General features: G+C 67.0%; 19 protein-coding genes. 13 read left to right on the forward strand and 6 right to left on the reverse strand.

The window, feature by feature from the left end; genetic code table 11:
• Positions 1-169: 169 nt before the first annotated feature.
• Entirely contained in the window at positions 170-1,351 is a 1,182-nt protein-coding gene (gene carA / locus H7F49_RS02350; RefSeq protein WP_185681969.1) for a glutamine-hydrolyzing carbamoyl-phosphate synthase small subunit, read from the reverse strand.
• A gap of 172 nt (positions 1,352-1,523) precedes the next feature.
• On the opposite strand from carA, the gene H7F49_RS02355 reads away from it, so the two are divergent.
• The 5 genes from H7F49_RS02355 (at position 1,524) to H7F49_RS02375 (ending at position 6,986) form a co-directional block, all read left to right on the forward strand.
• Positions 1,524-1,976 (forward strand): GatB/YqeY domain-containing protein, encoded by a 453-nt coding sequence (locus tag H7F49_RS02355; protein ID WP_185681970.1) that lies wholly within the window; start codon positions 1,524-1,526, stop codon positions 1,974-1,976.
• Between the two features lie 134 nt (positions 1,977-2,110).
• The gene (locus H7F49_RS02360; RefSeq protein ID WP_185681971.1) at positions 2,111-2,332 is read left to right on the forward strand and encodes a hypothetical protein; all 222 of its coding nucleotides are present in this window, start codon (positions 2,111-2,113) and stop codon (positions 2,330-2,332) included.
• Entirely contained in the window at positions 2,332-4,182 is a 1,851-nt protein-coding gene (gene dnaG / locus H7F49_RS02365; protein ID WP_185681972.1) for a DNA primase, read from the forward strand. Before H7F49_RS02360 ends, dnaG begins: the two co-directional genes overlap by 1 nt.
• A gap of 159 nt (positions 4,183-4,341) precedes the next feature.
• Entirely contained in the window at positions 4,342-6,354 is a 2,013-nt protein-coding gene (gene rpoD / locus H7F49_RS02370) for an RNA polymerase sigma factor RpoD (RefSeq protein WP_185681973.1), read from the forward strand.
• The gene (locus H7F49_RS02375) at positions 6,354-6,986 is read left to right on the forward strand and encodes a DUF2059 domain-containing protein (RefSeq protein ID WP_185681974.1); all 633 of its coding nucleotides are present in this window, start codon (positions 6,354-6,356) and stop codon (positions 6,984-6,986) included. The genes rpoD and H7F49_RS02375 overlap by 1 nt, the downstream gene beginning before the upstream one ends.
• A 23-nt stretch (positions 6,987-7,009) precedes the next feature.
• On the opposite strand, the gene H7F49_RS02380 is transcribed toward H7F49_RS02375, so the two are convergent.
• Entirely contained in the window at positions 7,010-8,704 is a 1,695-nt protein-coding gene (locus H7F49_RS02380) for a M20/M25/M40 family metallo-hydrolase (protein WP_214647614.1), read from the reverse strand.
• A gap of 157 nt (positions 8,705-8,861) precedes the next feature.
• On the opposite strand from H7F49_RS02380, the gene rpiB reads away from it, so the two are divergent.
• The 7 genes from rpiB to H7F49_RS02415 all read left to right on the forward strand — a co-directional run bounded on the left by rpiB (position 8,862) and on the right by H7F49_RS02415 (position 13,205).
• Positions 8,862-9,299, forward strand: a complete 438-nt coding sequence (gene rpiB, locus H7F49_RS02385) for a ribose 5-phosphate isomerase B (protein WP_185681975.1) — start codon at positions 8,862-8,864, stop codon at positions 9,297-9,299.
• Positions 9,300-9,325: 26 nt separating this feature from the next.
• Positions 9,326-10,618 (forward strand): serine hydroxymethyltransferase, encoded by a 1,293-nt coding sequence (gene glyA / locus H7F49_RS02390; protein ID WP_185681976.1) that lies wholly within the window; start codon positions 9,326-9,328, stop codon positions 10,616-10,618.
• Between the two features lie 40 nt (positions 10,619-10,658).
• Entirely contained in the window at positions 10,659-10,865 is a 207-nt protein-coding gene (locus tag H7F49_RS02395) for a hypothetical protein (RefSeq protein ID WP_185681977.1), read from the forward strand.
• 6 nt (positions 10,866-10,871) lie between these two features.
• Positions 10,872-11,333 carry a transcriptional regulator NrdR gene (gene nrdR, locus H7F49_RS02400; protein ID WP_185681978.1) on the forward strand — a complete coding sequence of 154 codons (462 nt, stop codon included), beginning with the start codon at positions 10,872-10,874 and terminating at the stop codon, positions 11,331-11,333.
• On the forward strand, positions 11,330-12,067 hold the full coding sequence (locus tag H7F49_RS02405) for an RNA methyltransferase (RefSeq protein ID WP_185681979.1): 738 nt from the start codon (positions 11,330-11,332) through the stop codon (positions 12,065-12,067). Before nrdR ends, H7F49_RS02405 begins: the two co-directional genes overlap by 4 nt.
• Before the next feature lie 158 nt (positions 12,068-12,225).
• A complete protein-coding gene (gene rpsD / locus H7F49_RS02410) occupies positions 12,226-12,840 on the forward strand; it encodes a 30S ribosomal protein S4 (protein WP_185681980.1) in 615 nt (204 codons plus the stop codon).
• Between the two features lie 176 nt (positions 12,841-13,016).
• Complete coding sequence (locus H7F49_RS02415) at positions 13,017-13,205, forward strand: hypothetical protein (RefSeq protein ID WP_185681981.1); 189 nt, start codon at positions 13,017-13,019, stop codon at positions 13,203-13,205.
• An 18-nt stretch (positions 13,206-13,223) separates the two neighbouring features.
• On the opposite strand, the gene tgt is transcribed toward H7F49_RS02415, so the two are convergent.
• The gene (tgt, locus tag H7F49_RS02420) at positions 13,224-14,360 is read right to left on the reverse strand and encodes a tRNA guanosine(34) transglycosylase Tgt (protein WP_185681982.1); all 1,137 of its coding nucleotides are present in this window, start codon (positions 14,358-14,360) and stop codon (positions 13,224-13,226) included.
• A 41-nt stretch (positions 14,361-14,401) separates the two neighbouring features.
• Here tgt and H7F49_RS02425 point away from each other — a divergent pair, with 41 nt between their 5' ends.
• Positions 14,402-15,154, forward strand: a complete 753-nt coding sequence (locus H7F49_RS02425; RefSeq protein ID WP_185681983.1) for a TSUP family transporter — start codon at positions 14,402-14,404, stop codon at positions 15,152-15,154.
• A 53-nt stretch (positions 15,155-15,207) separates the two neighbouring features.
• Here H7F49_RS02425 and H7F49_RS02430 read toward each other — a convergent pair whose 3' ends face one another.
• The 3 genes from H7F49_RS02430 to queA all read right to left on the reverse strand — a co-directional run bounded on the left by H7F49_RS02430 (position 15,208) and on the right by queA (position 20,233).
• Complete coding sequence (locus tag H7F49_RS02430) at positions 15,208-17,220, reverse strand: calcium-binding protein (protein ID WP_185681984.1); 2,013 nt, start codon at positions 17,218-17,220, stop codon at positions 15,208-15,210.
• Positions 17,221-17,320: 100 nt separating this feature from the next.
• Entirely contained in the window at positions 17,321-19,006 is a 1,686-nt protein-coding gene (locus H7F49_RS02435; RefSeq protein WP_185681985.1) for a calcium-binding protein, read from the reverse strand.
• A 198-nt stretch (positions 19,007-19,204) separates the two neighbouring features.
• Positions 19,205-20,233, reverse strand: coding sequence for a tRNA preQ1(34) S-adenosylmethionine ribosyltransferase-isomerase QueA (gene queA, locus H7F49_RS02440; protein WP_185681986.1), 1,029 nt, complete (start codon positions 20,231-20,233; stop codon positions 19,205-19,207).
• Between the last annotated feature and the right edge of the window lies 1 nt (position 20,234).

Raw genomic sequence — 20,234 nt, forward strand, 5'->3', positions numbered from 1 at the left:
GAGGCAGGAACATACGCAGCCCAAGCCGCACCCGCCTTCGTTGGCTCGAAATCTGCAACGCCACATTTTGCAGCAGCTTCGACGATCTCATCCCGTTCTGCCCAATTCCCCTCGTCGTCAAACGGTAAGCAGCCGCCCAACGCAAAGAAAAGCAAGGCAGGAAAACACCTCACCCCAGCATCCCCACAAAGCTCTCGAACAGGTAGAAGCTGTCCATCGGCCCGGGGCTCGCCTCGGGGTGGTACTGGACGCCGAAGGCCTTCTTGCCCTTGATCGCGATGCCGCAGTTCGATCCGTCGAACAGCGAGACGTGGGTCTCCTCGACCGTGTCGGGCAGCGAGGTGTTGTCCACCGCGAAGCCGTGGTTCATCGAGGTGATCTCGACCACGCCGTCTTTCAACCGCTTGACCGGGTGGTTGGCGCCACGGTGACCCTGCTGCATCTTGGTAGTCCTGGCCCCCGCCGCGATGCCGAGCATCTGGTGGCCGAGGCAGATGCCGAAGATCGGCACGTCCTGGTCGAGCAGGGCCTTGATCGTCGGCACGGCATAGACGCCGGTCGCGGCCGGATCGCCCGGGCCGTTGGACAGGAACACGCCCGCCGGCTCCAGCGCGAGGATCGTCTCGAGCGGGGTCTGGGCCGGAACCACCGTCACTTGCGCGCCGGCCTTCACCAGGTTTCTGAAGATGTTGTCCTTCGCGCCATAGTCGATCGCGACCACGTGCGGGCGGGCATCGCGGGGCGAGCGGGCATAGCCCTGCCCCAGCGTCCAGACGCCGCCTTCCCAGCCTTCCTGCTTGTCACGGCTGACCACGCGGGCCAGGTCCATGCCCTCCAGCCCCGGCCATGCCTGGGCGCGCTTGAGCAGGGCGGGAATGTCGAACTTGCCCTCGGAGTGGTGCGCGATCACCGCGTTGGGCGCGCCGGACAAGCGGATGCGGCGGGTCAGGGCGCGGGTGTCGATCCCGGCGAGACCGATCCTGCCCTTGGCGGCGAGCCAGCGGGAGAAGTCCTCGCGCGAGCGGAAGTTGCTCGGCGCAGTCACGTCCTCGCGCACGACGCAGCCCACCGCGCCATCGACCTTGCTCTCCAGATCCTCGTCGTTGCAGCCGACATTGCCGATATGCGGGAAGGTGAAGGTGACGATCTGCCCGGCGTAGGACGGATCGGTCATCACCTCCTGGTAGCCGGTCATCGCGGTGTTGAAGCAGACCTCGCCGACGGCCTCGCCGGCCGCGCCGAAGCCCTTGCCCCAGACCACGGTGCCGTCCGTCAGCACGAGGACTCCGGTGGCCCCTTTCGGCTGCGGCCCGGCGGAGGGTTGGGCGTGCGAAGAGGCGGCGTCGGCCATGGGGTGGCGCTCCGTAAACGGGGGTCTGGCGATGGGTGCTAAGGCCCGCCCGCTAGAGGGCCCGGCCCCTGCCGTCAACCTAGGAATACCCGGAAATTGCGGCTAGGGAGAGGCGATGGACGCGGGCCACCGCGCATATCCACGCTTTTCGTTAAACGCACTCGGGGAAATCATGCTTCGCGATTCGATCAAGGCCGCGCAGGTCGCAGCAATGAAGGCCGGGGACAAGGGCCGGCTGGCCGCCGTCCGCCTCATCCTGGCCAAGCTCAAGGACAAGGACATCGAGCTGCGCACCGCCAGCACCGTGCCAGATGATGACATCATCGTGGTCGACGTGCTGCAGAAGATGGCCAAGCAGCGCCGGGAATCGATCACCCTGTACGAACAGGGCGGCCGCCAGGAACTGGCCGATGTCGAGAAGGCCGAACTGGCGGTGATCGAGGCGTTCCTCCCCCAGCAGATGGGCGAGGACGAGGTGAAGGCCGCGATCGAGGCGATCAAGGCCGAGCTCGGGGCTTCGACCATGAAGGACATGGGCAAAGTCGTCGCCGAGCTGAAGGCGCGCCATGGTAGCCAACTGGATATGGGGCGCGCCAGCGGCTTGGTGAAGGCGGCATTGAGCTGACCGGCGTGGGGTGGTGGCAAAGGTATCTGGACTGGCGCCACCGCCATATCGCGGCGATTGAATTGCGGTCTGGCGCCTTTCGGATCCGGGCTGGACAATCGAACCGCGAAGCATCTTGGAACGCCGTACAGCGAGTGACTGCCTACAAGCGGGACCTGATGACGGTGGACCTGCTCTGCCTGTTGCTCGAACTGGACGAGGGCGTGCTGGAGGTCCACGAAGACATGAGAGGCTATCCAGCCTTCGAGCAGGCCATGTTCGAAGCCCTTGGCCTCGATCCCGAGTGGAAGCTGGGCGTATTGTTCCCCGCTTTCGAGGCCAGACCGACATTGATCTACCAGCGGACCAGCATCTGATGCTCTCCCCCCAATGGCTCGACGAACTGCGGTCCCGCATCACGCTGTCCAGCGTGATCGGCCGCACCACGCGGCTGCAGAAGGCGGGGCATGAGTTCAAGGCCTGTTGTCCGTTCCACAACGAGAAGTCGCCCAGCTTCACCGTCAACGACGCCAAGGGCTTCTACCACTGCTTCGGCTGCGGTGCGCATGGCGACGTGATCCGCTGGATGACCGACCAGCGTGGCCTCGCCTTCATGGATGCCGTCAAGGAACTGGCGGCCGAGGCCGGGATGGAGGTCCCCGCCCCTGATCCGCGCGCAGCCCGGCAGGCGGAACAGCGTGACACGCTCCACGATGTGACCCGGGCCGCGCAGGACTGGTTCGTGGCGCAACTGGCGGGTCCGGAGGGTGCCCGGGCGCGGGACTATCTCGCGACCCGCGGGTTCGATGCGCACACGATCCAGCGCTTCGGCTTCGGCTATGCCCCGGAAGGCCGCCAGGCGTTGAAGAACAGGTTGAGCCAGATCCCCGAGGACAAGCTGATCGAGGCGGGTCTGCGGATCGCGGTGGAAGAGCGCGAACCCTATGACCGCTTCCGCGGCCGGCTGATGCTGCCCATCGAGGATGCCCGCGGCCGGGTGATCGGCTTCGGCGGCCGGATCCTCGACAAGACCAAGACCGATGCCCCGAAATACCTGAACTCGCCGGACACGCCGTTGTTCGACAAGGGGCGGACGCTTTACAACCTGCACCGTGCGGGCCCGGCATCGCGGCAGACCGGCCGGATGATCGTGGTCGAAGGCTACATGGACGTGATCGCGCTCGCCGCCGCCGGGTTCGCCGAAGCGGTCGCGCCGCTGGGCACCGCGCTGACCGAGCACCAGCTTGGCCTGCTGTGGCGCATGGTCGAAACCCCGATCCTGTGCTTCGATGGCGACGCCGCCGGGCAGCGGGCGGCGATGCGGGCGATTTCGCGCGCACTGCCGCTGCTCAAGCCCGCCCATTCGCTGCGCATCGTCCGCCTGCCCCCGGGACTCGATCCCGATGACCTGATCAAGCAGCAGGGCGCCCCGGCCATGGCCGCGCTGCTCGACGGCGCTCGCCCCCTGATCGACATGCTCTGGGAGCACGAGCGCGATGCCCTGCCCCTGGCCACGCCGGAGGACAAGGCCGGGCTCAAGGCGCGGCTGCTCGCCCATGTCGAGACCATCACCGATCCGGACATCCGGTCGCTCTATCGGCGCGAACTGCTCGAGCGGTTTTCGGAGCATGCCTTTCCGCGCCGCGAATCGGCGGGCTGGCGTCCGGCCGCTCCGGGGCGCGCGCCGCGCGGGGGCGACCGTGCCGGCGGATGGCGCAATGCCGCCCCCCCGCCGCCGGTCGATGCCACGGTCCGCTTCGTCCAGCGCGGCGCGGCGAGCCAGCGGGATGCCCTGGCCGCAGCCGTCCTGGTGGGACTGGCCCGGTTTCCGGACCGGATCGCCGCCTGCGCCGAGGCCCTGTTGCGCAGCGATCTGCCCGGATCCCGGCATGGCGCGCTGCTCGATGCCCTGCTGGATGCCGCCGACCTGGCGCAACCTCTTGAATTCGAGGCGATCGGCGCCATCTTTGCCGAGCGTGGCCTGGCCCTGCCCTCGCCCGCCGACTGCGGCAACATTCCCTACCCCTTCCTGCGCGAAGGGGCGGACCGAACCCGGGCCGGTGAATGCCTGGACGCGGCGATCGGCCTGCTGGTCGAAGGTCCGGCGCTCGACGCGGCGCTCGCCCGGGCGACCGAGGCGGCGGATTTCGACTTCGACGAGCAGCAGCGGCTGCGGGCCCGCCGCACGGAACTGGAGAACCGCCTCAAGGAACTGATGCGGGCGTGATGCGCGGTTCTTGCCCCAAAGTTTGCGGGCGGAACGGAAACGAATGCTGGAAATTGCCGTAGGGATGAGGCATGGCCCGATCTGCGGTATAATCCGGCGACAGATACGGACAACCGATTGCGGCCCCCGGCTCGGGGCACGCATCCATATGGCGGACCAATGGACGAAGAACTCACCGGCAACGACAAGGATGGCGGCGATGCGCCGCTGATCGATCTGAACGACGCGTCGATCAAGAAGCTGATCGCCCGGGCCAAGCGGCGGGGCGTGATCACCTATGACGAGCTGAACGAGGCCCTGCCGCAGGACCAGATGTCATCCGAGCAGATCGAGGACATCATGGCCGCGATCTCGGAGATGGGCGTCAACATTGTCGAGACCGACGAGGACGCGGTCGATCCGGATGAACCGCCGGTCGACGACGTCGATGATTCCGACAGCGTGGGTGAACGCCCCGTTGCCGAGAAGAAGAAGGAAACGGTCGACCGCACCGATGATCCGGTGCGGATGTACCTGCGCGAGATGGGCGCGGTCGAGCTGCTCAGCCGCGAGGGCGAGATCGCCATCGCCAAGCGCATCGAGGCCGGTCGCGACACCATGATCCTGGGCCTCTGCGAAAGCCCGATCACCTTCCACGCGATCATCCAGTGGTCCGAGGCGCTGAACGCCGGCGAGATGCAGTTGCGCGAAATTCTCGATCTCGACGCCATGCTGTCGAAGGAGCCGCAGCCCGAGAACCTGTCGGAAGACGGCGAGGACGGCGACGGCGAGATCAGCGAGGCCACCGCCGGCCCCTCTTTCAAGGAAGAGGACGAGGTCGAGGAGGAGGAATCCGCCGACGAGGAGGATGAGGACGGCATCGAGCGCCGGGCCCGCCGTCCGGTCGAGGAAGAGGAAGAGGACAACACCCTCAGCCTTGCCCAGATGGAGGCGCAGCTCAAGCCGGCCGCGCTCGAGCGGTTCGCCGAGATCACCGCGCTGTTCCGCGAGTTCGAGAAGATCCAGGCCGATCGCCTCGAGGTGCTCGGTTCGGGCGGGGTGTTCCCCGATGCCAAGGAAAAGCGCTACCAGCAGCTGCGCGAGGACCTGACCGCCCAGGTTGAGTCGGTTCAGTTCCACGCGACCAAGATCGAGTACCTGGTCGACAACCTCTATGCCTTCAACCGGCGTCTGACCACGCTGGGCGGGCAGATGCTGCGCCTGGCCGAGCGGCACAAGGTCAACCGCAAGGACTTCCTCGACGCCTACATGGGCCACGAGCTTGACGAGAACTGGCTCGAAGCCAACGCCGGGCGCGACAAGAAGTGGGCCGCCTTCGCCGCCAACGAGGCGAGCGGGGTGGAGCGTATCCGCGCCGAGGTGGCCGACATCGCCGCCGCCACGGGCATGAGCCTGACCGAGTTCCGCCGGATCGTGAACATGGTCCAGAAGGGCGAGCGCGAGGCGCGCATCGCCAAGAAGGAAATGGTCGAGGCCAACCTGCGCCTGGTGATCTCGATCGCCAAGAAGTACACGAACCGTGGCCTGCAGTTCCTGGACCTGATCCAGGAGGGCAACATCGGCCTGATGAAGGCGGTCGACAAGTTCGAGTACCGCCGCGGCTACAAGTTCAGCACCTACGCCACGTGGTGGATCCGGCAGGCGATCACCCGTTCGATCGCCGATCAGGCCCGCACCATCCGCATCCCGGTGCACATGATCGAAACGATCAACAAGCTGGTCCGCACCAGTCGCCAGTTCCTCCACGAGCAGGGCCGCGAGCCCACGCCCGAGGAGATGGCCGAACGGCTTTCCATGCCGCTCGAGAAGGTGCGCAAGGTGATGAAGATCGCCAAGGAGCCGATCTCGCTCGAAACGCCGATCGGCGACGAGGAGGATTCGCACCTGGGCGACTTCATCGAGGACAAGAACGCGATCATCCCGGTCGATGCCGCGATCCAGGCCAACCTCAAGGAAACGGTCACCCGGGTCCTGGCCAGCCTGACCCCGCGTGAGGAGCGCGTGCTGCGCATGCGCTTCGGCATCGGCATGAACACCGATCACACGCTGGAGGAAGTCGGCCAGCAGTTCTCGGTGACGCGCGAACGCATCCGCCAGATCGAGGCCAAGGCGCTGCGCAAGCTCAAGCACCCGAGCCGCAGCCGCAAGATGCGCTCGTTCCTCGATCAGTGATGGCGCGGGTGCAGCGGGCCGCCGGACTGGGCATCGTACCGGCGCTGACGCTGGCGCTGGCGGCCGGGGGCATGTCCCCGGCGCTGGCCCAGCCCGCCGCCCCGACCGAGACGGCGGCAACGGGCGCTCGAACCGCAGCGCCGGACGAGCGGGCTCTGGCCCTGGCGCGGGATATCGTCCGGATCGCCTATCCCGAGGACAAGCGCAGAGCCATGTTCTTCGGCACGGTCGACGCCATGACCAGCCAGATGCGCGGCGCAACCATGGCGCGGTTCAACAATGATCCCGCGGCCAAGGCGATCATGGACCGCAACCTCGATCGCTTCATCGCGGCGAGCAAGCCGATCATCGATCGGCATATTCCGGACTTCATGGACGCCTATGCCCAGGGCTATGCCCGCGAATTCTCGGTGGCCGAGCTGGAGCAGGTGCTCAATTTCATGAAGACGCCGGTCGGCCAGCAGTTTCTGCTGCGCAGCACCGCGATCATTGGGGATCCGGCCTTCGTCGCCGCCAACCAGGCCTACCTCCGCGATCTCCAGCCTGAAATGGATCGGTTGCGCGATCAGCTCACGCGGGAGCTGATGGAGCACTTTGTCAAGCACCCGCCGAAAGCGACCACCGGATACTGAACCGGATTGGGCGGCCCGGGCCGCTACTTGCGATGCTCGGAATAGACCGCCCGGCTTTCGGCGGGCGGGTCGAGCTGAACCCACAGGGCCAGGCCGATCGCAATGGCCATCAGGGCGGTCGCCATGGGCCTGGACCGCTCCGATCCCGGCCAGACCGGCAGCAGGGCCAGGGTCGCGATCGCCAGGGGCAGGCTGGCCGCAGAAGGCAAGCCCGGCCCCACGCCCTGCATGAGCTGGTGCCCAAGCGCGAGCATGTAGCCCACCACCAGGGCCGCCAGCACCGCGCGGACCTCTGGCAGGGGCAGCAGCAGCGCCAGGGCCGTCAGGCCCAGCGGGATTGCGACAACATAAGCGGCCGTTGGGGCCCAGACCTGCAGGGCAAGGCCCACGGCGAGGAGCGGCAAGGCCGCACCAACCTGTCTCACCCGATCGGCCGCCGCCGCGCCGAAGACCATCAGGGCCGTCGCCAGCCCGCCGCACAGCACCATGCCTTCCAGCCGGGGAATGGCGGCCAACCGATCATAGTAGTTCGCCTCGCCGAGGCCGAGTGACAGCCGGTTGAGCGCATAGGCCACGGCCGCGCTGGCAATCAGCAGGACAATCATGCCTCCCGCGCCGCGCCCCAGCCCCCGCATCCCGTCGCGACGCAGCACCAGGCCGAAGCTCAGCACCGCGCCCGCGAGAGGAAGCCAGCCGGCCCAGGTCGGGTAGATCACGGTGAGCTTGCCGAACAGGTCGAAGAACACCACGTCCGGCTTGCGCCCGGGGAATTCCGGGGCGCGCAGCAGCCCTCGGGCGAGGTCGAGCACCTGGGCGCCCATGTCCTGCAGAGCCCCCTGGTCCAGCCGGTCCGGCGTGGCGAGCGGGGAATGGTACAGGCCCGGACGGCCGATGAAGGCGAAGTTGTAACCGGTCTGGGGGCCCTTGAGCACCTCGGTCAGGTCGGTGTCGTTGGGCAGGACGGAATAGACGAAGGCGGCGAGCGAGGACGTCGCGGGCTGACGCACGGCCGATGCGTAAAGCTGCGCGGCGGCGCCGTTTTGCGTCGAGGTCTGGAACATCGTGGTCCGCCCGCCCCCACCCCGCGCCTCCATGTTGATCACCACCCCCACGCGATGGCGCAGGGGATGGCTTGCCCAGAACTGACGGGCCCCTTCCAGCCCCAGCTCCTCAGCATCGGTGAACAGCACGATCACGTCGCGCGGCGGCGGCCCATCCTGCCGCAGTGCCCGGATCACCTCGAGCGTGGCGGCCACCCCGGCAGTGTCATCCGCTGCTCCGGGCGAGCCCCAGACCGAATCGTGATGCGCCATCAGCATCAGCGCGGGCCGGGTGCGGTCACGTCCGGGCAGCACCCCGATCAGGTTGACCAGGGGCACAGCGGCATCGGAACGGCCACTCCAGCGGTTGCGCCGTGCCACGCCGCGACCGTCGAGCCGGCCCTGCTGGGTTGAGGTTTGCAGCCCCAGGCTGGCCATGCGCTGCAGCAGATAGGCGCGGACCCGCGCGTTCTCCGGCGTCGCGGTCACATGGGGCGTGGCGGCGATGGCCCGCACGTCAATCATGGCCCGCTCCGCCGAGAAGGCTGCGGGCGGGGCCGAGGCCGGCCGCGGCATGGGCGGTGTGGTGGCGATCACGCCCAGGACAGCGGCCAGGACCAGGGCCACCAGCAAGGCGCGCCATTCGGACAAACGCGATGTCGGACGGAACTGATTCATCGGGATCCCCTCTTGCGGCCGGGTCTGCAATGACCATTCCGCCAAGTCAAACCGGGGGTAACAGACGTGATCTTGCCCCTAGGGGGTCTGGCCTTTGGCAGGCGCCGGGCCTAAGGGGCGCATGCACCGATTCCGTTCCCAGCCCGGGGTTAGCCTCTTGCGCATCGCCATCGCCTCCGACCACGCCGCCGTCGCGCTGAAGGCCGAACTGCGCGAGTACCTGATCGGGCTGGGCCATGAAGTGGCCGACCTGGGGCCCGCCACCGAGGACCGCGTCGACTATCCGGACTACGGCTATCGCCTGGCCAGTGTCGTTGCCGATGGCACGGCCGAACGCGGTGTGGCGCTGTGTGGTTCGGGGATCGGCATCTCGATCGCGGTCAACCGCAACCCGGCCTGCCGCTGTGCGCTGGTGTCCGAGCCGCTGTCGGCCGCGCTTGCCCGCGAACACAACGATGCCAACTGCATCGCCATGGGCGCCCGGTTGACCGGGGTGGACATGGCCAAGGCCTGTCTTGACGCCTTCCTCGCCACCGATTTCGCCGGCGGCCGCCACACCGGGCGAGTTGCCAAGCTCTCGCATCCTGCTGCCTGAACCGCTGACTGACATAGGGAACTGCCATGAACGCCGTAACTCGCGAAGGTTTCTTCACTGCCAGCCTGGCCCAGCAAGATCCCGAAATCGCCGGCTGGATCGGCAAGGAGCTGGGCCGGCAGCGCGACAAAATCGAACTGATCGCCTCTGAGAACATCTGCTCGAAGGCGGTGCTCGAAGCGGCGGGATCGATCCTGACCAACAAGTATGCCGAAGGCTATCCCGGCAAGCGCTATTACGGCGGCTGCGAGTACGTCGACGAGATCGAGACGCTGGCGATCGAGCGGGCCAAGGCCCTGTTCGGGGCGCAGTTCGCCAACGTCCAGCCCAACTCCGGCAGCCAGATGAACCAGGCGGTGTTCCTGGCGCTGCTTCAGCCGGGCGACAGCTTCATGGGTCTGGACCTCGCCGCCGGCGGGCACCTGACTCACGGTTCGCCGGTCAACATGAGCGGCAAGTGGTTCAAGCCGATTCCCTACGGGGTTCGTGCCGACGATCATCAGATCGACATGGATGAGGTGGCCCGCATTGCGCGTGAGAACAAGCCGAAGCTGATCATCTGCGGCGGCACCGCCTATTCGCGGTTCTGGGACTGGCCGCGCTTCCGCGAGATCGCGGACGAGGTTGGCGCCTATCTGCTGGCCGACATGAGCCACATTTCCGGGCTGGTGGCGGGCGGCGCCCACCCCTCGCCGGTGCCGCACGCCCACGTGACCACGACCACCACGCACAAGTCGCTGCGCGGGCCGCGTTCGGGGATCATCCTGAGCAATGACGAAGCGATCGCGAAGAAGATCAACTCGGCGATCTTCCCCGGCATGCAGGGCGGCCCGCTGGTCCACATCATCGCCGCCAAGGCGGTGGCTTTCGCCGAGGCCATGCGCCCGGAATTCAAGCTCTACGCCCATGCGATCGCCGAAAACGCCAAGGCCCTCGCCGCCAGCCTGCAAGCCCAGGGGCTGGGCATCGTGTCGGGCGGGACCGATAACCACCTGATGCTGGTCGACCTGCGTCCCTACGGTGCCAAGGGCAAGCATGCCGAACACGCGCTGGATCGGGCCGCGATCACCTGCAACAAGAACGCGATCCCCAACGATCCGGAAAAGCCGTTCGTCACCTCGGGCATCCGTCTGGGCACCCCGGCGGGCACCACGCGCGGGTTCGGCACGGCCGAGTTCACCCTGATCGGCGAGCTGATCGCCGAGGTGGTCGACGGCCTGCGCAAGAACGGCGAGCAGGGCGACGCCCAGATCGAAGCCTCGGTGGCCGGGCGGGTGGCGGAACTTTGCGCGAAGTTCCCCATTTACCCGACGCTCTGAACAGGGCAGCCATAGACCAGACCCGATTCAGGAGCACGCCATGAGCGACGCAAACAACCTGCTGGATGCCGCCAAGACCGAGATCAGCGGAATGGCCAAGGACGGTATGGCCCACCCTTCGACCAAGCCCGTCCTGATCGGCATGGGGGTCGGCGCGGTGGCCGGGGCCCTGCTCCCGGTCGTCTCGCTGCCGCTCGGCCTGATCGCCGGCGGGGCCGTGGCGCTGTACAGCCGGATCAAGCGCTGAGGCTGAATGCGCTGTCCGTTCTGTGCCCATGATACCTCGCAGGTAAAGGATTCCCGCCCGGCCGAGGACAACGCCTCGATCCGCCGGCGCCGTCAGTGCGAGGGGTGCGGCGCGCGCTTTACCACGTTCGAGCGGGTCCAGTTGCGCGAGATCCTGGTGGTCAAGAGCAACGCCGCGCGTGAGCCTTTCGACCGCGCCAAGATCGAACAGTCGGTCACCCTGGCCTGTCGCAAGCGCAACGTGTCGCAGGAACGGATCGACCGGCTGGTCTCGGGCATCCAGCGTCAGGTGGAAACCCTGGGCGAGACCGAGGTTTCGACCAAGGCCATCGGCGAGATGGTGATGGACGGCCTGCGCCAGCTCGACAGCGTGGCCTACATCCGCTTCGCCAGCGTCTACCGCGATTTCAGCGAAGCGCGCGATTTCGAGGAATTCGCCAGCAACGTGCGCGAGATTGGCCGGGCATGAGCGACAACAAGCCCGTTATCGTGCTGGTTCGGCCCCAGCTCGGCGAGAATATCGGCAAGGCGGCCCGGGCCATGCTCAATTTCGGCCTGACCGAGATGCGCCTGGTCAGCCCGCGTGACGGCTGGCCCAATCCCAGCGCGGGACCGGCGGCGGCAGGGGCCGATGTGGTGCTGGAGCGTGCGCAGGTGTTCGCGAACCTGGCCGAGGCCGTGGCCGACTGCGCGCACGTCTATGCGACCACGGTCCGCAAGCGCGGGGTGACCAAGCCGGTGCTGACGCCCGAGGAGGCCTGCCACGATGTCCATGGCCAGACCGGGCGATCGGCCTTCGTGTTCGGGCCCGAGCGGTCGGGACTGGAGACCGATGACGTGGCCCTGGCCCGCGCGATCATCACCGTTCCGATCAATCCGGAGTTCGGCTCGCTCAACCTCGCCCAGGCGGTGATCCTGTGCGCCTACGAGTGGTCCAAGGGCGCTGATCTGGTGCAGCCCACCGTCGAGGATCTGCTCCCCCCGGCCCCGCAGGACGAGCTGGAGGGGATGATCGCCCAGTTCGAAGCCCTGCTGGAGCCGCGCGGCTACTTCCGGCCGCCGAGCCGGGCCGCCGCGACGCGCCGCACCTTGCGCAACATGCTGACCAAGCCCGGCTGGAACCATCTGGAGGTGCGGACGATGCGCGGCGTGTTGTCGGCGCTGGAGCGCCGGATCGAGGCGGAGAGCCCCGAAGAGGGTTGACTTTCACGCCCTCGGCGGTCATGGGCGCGCCTTCGCGATTGACCCCGCATTCCCGGTGAAGCGGTGGTCGCATCCGGCAACAGGCCGGATGTTGCGGGTCCGGGACCTGAAGGCGGGGCAAGGTTCGCTCCGTCACGCAAGTTGGAAAGAGCATAGACATGTCGAAGCGTCACGCTTCCAAGTACAAGATCGACCGTCGCCTTGGCGAGAACATCTGGGGCCGTCCGAAGAGCTCGGTCAACCGCCGCTCCTACGGTCCCGGCCAGCACGGCCAGCGCCGCAAGGGCAAGCTTTCGGACTTCGGTATCCAGCTGCGCGCCAAGCAGAAGCTCAAGGGCTACTATGGCGACGTGACCGAAAAGCAGTTCAAGGCGACCTACCAGGAAGCCGCCCGCATGAAGGGTGACACCGGCCAGAACCTGATCGGTCTGCTCGAGCAGCGCCTCGACATGGTCGTGTATCGCTCGAAGTTTGCGCCGACCATCTTCTCGGCCCGCCAGATCGTTTCGCACGGCCATATCCGCGTGAACGGAGTGAAGTGCAACATCGCCTCGCGCCGCGTTCGCCCCGGCGACGTGATCAGCCTGGGCACCAAGGCCAAGGAAATGGCCCTGATCGCCGAAGCGCAGTCGCTGCCCGAGCGTGAAGTGCCCGACTACGTGGCCGTGGACGGCACCGACAAGGTCACCTTCGTGCGCGTCCCGACGCTCGACGAAGTGCCCTATCCGGTGAAGATGGAACCGAACCTGGTCGTCGAGTTCTACTCGCGCTGATCGGTCACCGGTCCAGCCATCGCATTTGGGAAGGGCGGCCTCGCGGGGCCGCCCTTTTCCGTTGCGCCGGGTCCAGGGCAGCCATCGTCACGCGCCGCTTGTCGCGATGGTTTCACAATCGGACGCCAGGGGCAGCTCCGGCGGGAACGACCCCGCCGGACGAACCTTGATCGGTCATGCAACTCTATCGCTTCATCACCCCGCACCGCGCCGGCAAGTGGTACCCCGATCTCGCCACCGCCCAGCGTCACGCCTGCGAGATCGGCGCCGGCTTCCTGGCGGAGCGCAGCGGCGAGTTCTGCGCCTACCGCGACACACGCCTGGAGGTGGTTGAGCGGGAGGGTCCCGACCGCCAGGCCGCCTGAGCCGGTCGGCGGCAACCGTCAGCGCTGATCGGCTGGGGTCGCATATTCGCGGCGGAACCCGGCCGCGAAAGCGGCAAAGCGGCCTTCGGCGATCGCATCGCGCATCGCCTGCATCAGTTGCTGGTAGAACGCCAGGTTGTGCTCGGTCAGCAGCATGGCGCCGAGCATCTCGCCCGAGCGGTGGAGGTGGTGCAGGTAGGCCCGGCTGTAGGTGGCGCAGACGGAACAGCCGCACCGGGCGTCCAGGGGCGCCTGATCCTCGGCATGGCGGGCATTGCGCAGGTTGACCGGGCCGGCCCAGGTGAACCCCTGTCCGTTGCGGCCCGAGCGGGTCGGCAGCACACAGTCGAACATGTCGACCCCGCGTTCCACTGCGCCGACGAGATCGTCCGGCTTGCCCACGCCCATCAGATAGCGCGGCCGGTCAGCCGGAAGCTGCCCGGGCGCGAAGTCGAGCGTGGCGAACATCGCCTCCTGCCCTTCCCCCACGGCCAGCCCGCCGATGGCGTAGCCATCGAAGCCGATCGCCGTCAGGGCCTCGGCCGATTCGCGCCGCAGCTCCGGATCGAGCGCGCCCTGTTGAATGCCGAACAGCGCGGCATCCTCGGCGTGCTGGCCGCCGGAATCGAACCCGTCACGGCTGCGCCTGGCCCAGCGCATCGACATTTCCATCGACCGGGCGATCTCGTCGCGCGGACGGTCGGCCCGCGGACACTCGTCAAAGGCCATGACGATGTCCGAACCCAGCAGGCGCTGGATTTCCATCGACCGCTCGGGGGTGAGCAGGTGGCGCGATCCGTCGAGATGGCTGGCGAAAGTCACCCCGTCCTCGGTGATCTTGCGCAAGTCCGATAGCGACATCACCTGGTAGCCGCCACTGTCGGTCAGGATCGGGCGGTCCCAGTTCATGAAGCGGTGCAGCCCGCCCAACCGGGCGACCCGTTCCGCGCCCGGACGCAGCATCAGGTGATAGGTGTTGCCCAGGATGATGTCGGCACCGATCGCGCGGACGGTTTCGGGCTTCATCGCCTTGACCGTCGCGGCCGTGCCCACCGGCATGAAGGCCGGCGTGCGGATCTCCCCGCGTTTCATGCGGATCGTGCCGGTGCGGGCCTTGCCATCGGTGGCGTGTATGGTGAAGGAAAAACGGGTCATGAGGCGTGGCGCGCCTTAGGAGGAATTGTGGTGGGGCGCAAATGATCGAACCGTGGCTGTTCGCGGCACTGACCGGGGTGGCGGTGGTCACCGGCTTTATCGATTCGATCGCCGGCGGCGGCGGTCTGATCATGATGCCCACCCTGCTGTTTGCCGGACTGCCCCCGCACATCGCGCTGGGCACCAACAAGCTCCAGTCGATCTGCGGCACGACCATGGCCGCCTGGCGTTACCGCAAGGCCGGCCTGTTCCGCGTTGGCCCCAACAGGGTGCTGGTGGGCGTGGTCTTTGCCGGCGCCCTGGCCGGAGCGCTGACCATCCAGCGCATCGACGGGCGGTCGCTGGCGCTGCTGGTGCCCGTGCTGCTGCTTGCGGTGGCGCTCTACACCGTGTTCTCGCCGCGCATGGACGATCATGACAGCGAACCCCGGATCGATGAACGACGCTACCTGCCGCTGGCCGGAGGAATCGGCTTCTATGACGGATTCTTCGGTCCGGGCACCGGATCGTTCTTCGCGGTCAGCCTGGTCGGCCTTCGGGGGATGGGCCTGACGCGGGCCACCGGGCTGACCAAGCTGCTCAACCTGACGAGCAACCTGGCCAGCCTGATCGTTTTCGCTCTGGGCGGACAGGTGTTGTGGCTGCTGGGCCTGTGCATGGCCCTGGGAGCGATCGCCGGGGCCTGGCTTGGGGCCCACAGCGCCACGCGCTTCGGGGCGCGCCTGATCCGTCCGCTGCTGGTCACGGCCAGCCTGGCCCTCACCGGGAAGCTCATCTGGGGGTGGTTCGCCTGACCGGCCCAACCCGGGCCCACCCGGGCCCGGGGCAACGCAGGCCGTGGCCAGGTTCAGCCAATCACCACGAAATGCTCGGCAGTCAGCGCCGGCTTCGAGACGAGGACGGCGAGTTGAACGGGCAGGTCCTTGCCGGACCCGTCGCTGTCATAGAACAGCCCTCCGGTGCGGTCATTGTAGATGATCCGCTGGTCGGGCGAGACGGCCCGCGCACCAACCACAAAGCTGGCAGGGTCCAGCCCTCCACCCTTGAGTGTGCCAAGAGCGCCGAAGACGCCCCGGTCAAGCGCGATCCTGTCGTTCGCAGGGTCGAAGTCGACAATCACGTCGCGGTTGGCCGATGACTCCAGCACGTCGAGCACGAAGGTGTCGCGTCCCTCGCCACCGGTCAGCCGGTCCAGGCCCGGTCCGCCGGCAAGCCGGTCATCGCCGGCCGCACCCAGCAGGGTGTCGTTCCCGTCGAGGCCGAACAGCGCGGCGTTGCCCCCCTCGGCCACGATCGTGTTGGCCAGTCCGTTGCCCCGGCCCACCGGATCGGCCTTGGTCCGCAACACCAACCGCTCAACGTTCTCGGGGAGCGTGTAAGACGTCGAAACGACAACCGTGTCAGATCCCTCTCCGGCGGCCTCGATGATCGACACGCCGCCGACATCCTGGCCCAGCACATAGGTGTCGTCACCGGGTCCGCCCTTGAGATAAGCCAGCCCGCCCATCACGGCCAGGCGGTCATCACCGGCGCCACCATCCAGGAGGCTGTAGCCGAGGCCGCCGGTCAGGATGTCCGCTCCGTCCCCGCCGAGCAGCAGGTCCGGGCTTGCCGCGCTGCCGATGATGGTGTCGTCGCCCCGCCCCCCGACGATGGCGAATCGCTCAAACCCGGCGAACTGGCCCGATCCCACCCGCATGACATTGTCGTCACCGACCACGGCCCTGATCCCGGTCGCGGCATCGGCGAAAATCATGCCAAGGATATCGGCCGGGCTTGTGCCGGCGACGACGCTGATGGGGAGTTTGCCCAGGGCGACGGCAGGGTTCCCGACGACCAGCTCATTGGCGGAATCGTTGAGATAGACCTGGACGTTTTCAAAGCCGGTGAACGCCTCCTCGCCAATGGTCCCGCTGTAGGACGCGGCCAGGCCCGCGATGCGGCTCTTCTCGCCGCCGGTCGTTCCGCGCCGGTCGACGACCAGCATGTCACGGCCATCTCCACCGAACACCGAAGCGTCGGAGGTCTGGTTGAGGGTGATGCGGTCATTCCCGCCACCCAGATCGACCGTCGCGTCAGTCCGGGACAGGTTGACCACGTCGGCGCCCGCGCCCATGACCGCAGCCATGCGTTCCACGTTGGCGACGATGGTTCCATTGCTGGTGCTGCCGCGACCAGAGGCCCCATCGAAGTTCAGGGTGGTCGCAACCTTGCTGGCCGCCAGGTCCAGCGCCCAGGTGTCCCCCCCGCCGCCACCGTCAATGAAATCGACCCCGCCACGCGAGACGATGAGATCGTCACCGCCGCTGGTCACGATGGTGTTGCGGCCGACGCCGGCCATGACGACATCGTTTCCGCCCGCGGTCGTCACCTGGTTGGAACCGCCGCTCAGCGACAGTCGATACTGTTCGAAGCCCCTGAACAGGGCACCGGTATTGGTGGTCGTATCGTCCCCGCTGCCCGCATCGAAGACCAGGTCAGGCGTTCGCATGACCAGGGTGAGCGAGTCCCGGCCCTTGCCGGCGTCGAGCAGCATCTTCGATCCACCGCGGGCTCCGTCGACGGTGAACTCGACGCTGTCATCCCCGGCTGACAGCCCGATCGCAAGACCTTCGATCCCCGAAAAGGTGGTGGAGTTCGCGGCATCGGCGCCGACAGTTCCGCTGAACTGGGATCCATCCCAGTTCAGCCGCCACGATTGCGGCTCCCTGGCGGGCCACTGCGCCGAGTAATCGACTTCAAGATAGTCCCGGCCTGCGCCGCCCTCGATGGTGTCCTGTCCGGCGCTGGAAAAGAAGCGGTCATCTTCCGATGATCCCACGATGCCATCATCGCCAGCGGTTCCGCGGTAATTGCCCATATCTTGATCCCTCAGAAGCCTTGGTTCGGCCGCTCAGGCGCGCAAACCGCACCGGGGTCCTTGGGACCGGCCGCCACAGGAAAGCAGCCGGCCCCAAGGGTCAGATGACCACAAAGTGGTCGGCAGTCAGAGCCGGTTTGGTCTGCAGGATGGCGATCTGGATCGCAGACGCCGCGCCGTTGCCGTCGCTGTCATAAAACAGGCCGCCGGTTGCCTGGTTGTAGACGATCCGCTGATCGGCCGTGGTGGCCTTGGTCCCCACGGCGAAGGCGCCGGGCGCAAGCTTGCCGCTGTCCGACGGCAGCAATCCGGCAAAGGCCTCGGCGGACAGGGCGATACGGTCATCCGCGACCGAGAAATCGGTGATCTGATCGCGGTTGGCCGAGGTCTCAAGCACGTCGAAGATGAACAGGTCGGCCCCCGTGCCGCCCGTCAGCGTGTCGCGGCCGGCGCCACCGTTCAATTGATCGAGACCGGCCCCGCCGCTCAGCCGGTCGTTGCCTTCCCCGCCGATCAGTTCGTCGCTTCCCATGCCCCCGGTCAGCGTGTCGTTGCCGAGCCCGCCGTCGATCGTGTTCGGACCGGTCCGGCTGCCGGTGAAGGCGTCATTGCCGTCGGTGCCGTAAATGGTGAAGGCCTCGAACCCGGTGAAGATCGCCGACCCGACCCGCGCCACACCATCCGATCCCACCGCGAACTTCGTGGCCGGTGCGAACAGGAAATCGAGCGTCAGGCGATCGAAACCGGTCCCGCCGATTATGGTCAGCGGTGCGTTCTGGGGGATCGTGTCGGCGCAAACCGAGATGTCATTGCCGTTGTTGCCCAAGCGAACCGAGACGCTCTCGAAGCCCTCGAAATAGTAATTGTCGCTGCCGCCCCAATAGCCAAGGCCCGCCTCGTAACCGAACGCCATGGTCTCCGCATGGGCGACGCCGCGCTGATCGAGGACCAGGGAATCCCGGCCATCTCCGCCCGAGACCAAAGCGCTGTCCAGGTTCTTCAGCACAACCGCATCGTCACCGCCGCCAAGCGTGACATCGATCCTTTCGATGTCGCGGAATGTGGTCCCGTTGCCGAGCGTGCCCATGCGGGTGCCGCCATCGTACTGGATCGTGGTCGGCGTCGTGCTCGACGAAAAGACCGCCCGCCAGACGTCGAACCCGTCACCGCCATCGATCGTGTCGATCCCGCCCTGGGAGACGATGCGATCGCTGCCGCCGCCGGTGGAAATGATGTTGCGGCCGGTTCCCGAATAGACACTGTCGTTGCCGGAGCCGGTCTGGACCGAGTTCTGCCCGGCGCCAAGCTCGAACTGGTAGCTTTCAAACCCCGTGATGGTCCATCCCAGCGAATTGGACCCAGCATGCCCATCGCGGGCATCGAACGTGAGCCCAGGGTCCGCCGACTTGACGAACAGCGTATCGGAGCCCTCACCACCGTCGATCCGGACCTGTCCCGGCGATGCTGCACCTCTTGCGGTCAGCATGACAACATCGTCGGCCCGGGACAGACGGACGTCGAGATCGGTGATGTTGGCAAAGGTGCATTCGTTGACCGTACCCGCCGTGCGGACATTTCCGGACAGGGTGGAACCGTTCCAGTCGAGGCTTGACCACGCAACGGTGCCGCCCCGGGGGCTTTTCAGATAGGCCGAATAGTCGATCGCGAGCGCATTGGAACCGCCTCCGCCATCGACGCTATCCCGACCGGCGGCGATCCGGAAGGTGTCATTCCCATCCATTCCGGTGAACCGGTCATTGCCGGCAGTATCTGTGAAGGTGGCCATAAACCCTCCAATCCCCTGCGAATTCCCTGTAGGCTGCCGCATTTGCCGGGATTGGACGGGTTGGTTCCATAACCAAAACAGCAGTTATCTAACCCAAAAGCTAATGCCCGACCGGCCGTGCCCGCTTACAGGCTTGACCCACCACTGGCCCGGTCGGCGGTGGTTTGATCGGGTGAACGGGACTGGCTTGGCCCTTGTTCAGGGCAGCAGCAGGCTGGAGTCCCCGTAGGAATAGAACCGGTACTCGGCTGCGATCGCATGGGCATAGGATGCCTGCATCCGTTCCAGCCCCATCAGCGCGCTGACCAGCATGAACAGGGTGCTCTTGGGCAGGTGGAAGTTGGTCATCAGGCCGTCGATCGCGCGGAAGCGGTAGCCGGGGGTGATGAAGATCGAGGTATCGCCTTCGAACGGCCGGATCACCTTGTCTTCCCCGGCGGCGCTTTCGAGCAGGCGCAGCGAGGTCGTGCCGACGGCGACCACCCGCCGACCGGCCGCGCGGGCCGCGTTCAGGCGATCGGCCGTGCCGGCATCGATCGTGCCCCATTCCGCATGCATCGTATGGTTCGTGGTGTCCTCGGCCTTGACCGGCAGGAACGTGCCCGCGCCCACATGGAGCGTCAGCGTCTCGTAAACGATCCCCGCCGCGGCAACGGCTTCCAGCAGCTCCGGCGTGAAGTGCAGGGAAGCCGTGGGGGCGGCTACCGCGCCGTCCTTGGCGGCGAACATGGTCTGGTAATCGCTGCGATCCGCCTCGTCGATCGCGCGCCTGCCGGCGATGTAGGGCGGCAGCGGCACCGTGCCTGCGCGCTCGAGCAGGACTTCGACCGGCTCGTCGCCCGGAAAGAACAGGACCCAGCTACCGTCGCCAAGCCGCTCTTCCGCCCTGGCTTCCACCCCGGCAGCGAACTCGATCCGATCGCCCGGATGGACCCGCTTACCATTGCGGACAAAGGCCTGCCAGCGACGCAGGTCGATCCGCTTGTGCAAAGTGGCACCGATCCGGGCCTCTCCGCGATATCCTTCCAGCTGCGCCGGGATCACCCGGGTGTCATTGAACACCAGCACGTCGCCCGGGTTGAGCAGTCGCGGCAGATCCCGGACGCCGTGATCGCCGAATGGCCCGGTGGGTGGGACCAGCAGCATGCGCGCCGCGTCGCGCGGCCGCGCCGGGCGCAAGGCGATGCGCTCGGACGGCAGCTCGAAATCGAACAGGTCAACCCGCATC

This window comes from Novosphingobium aerophilum, assembly GCF_014230305.1.
Taxonomy (GTDB): Bacteria; Pseudomonadota; Alphaproteobacteria; order Sphingomonadales; family Sphingomonadaceae; genus Novosphingobium; species Novosphingobium aerophilum.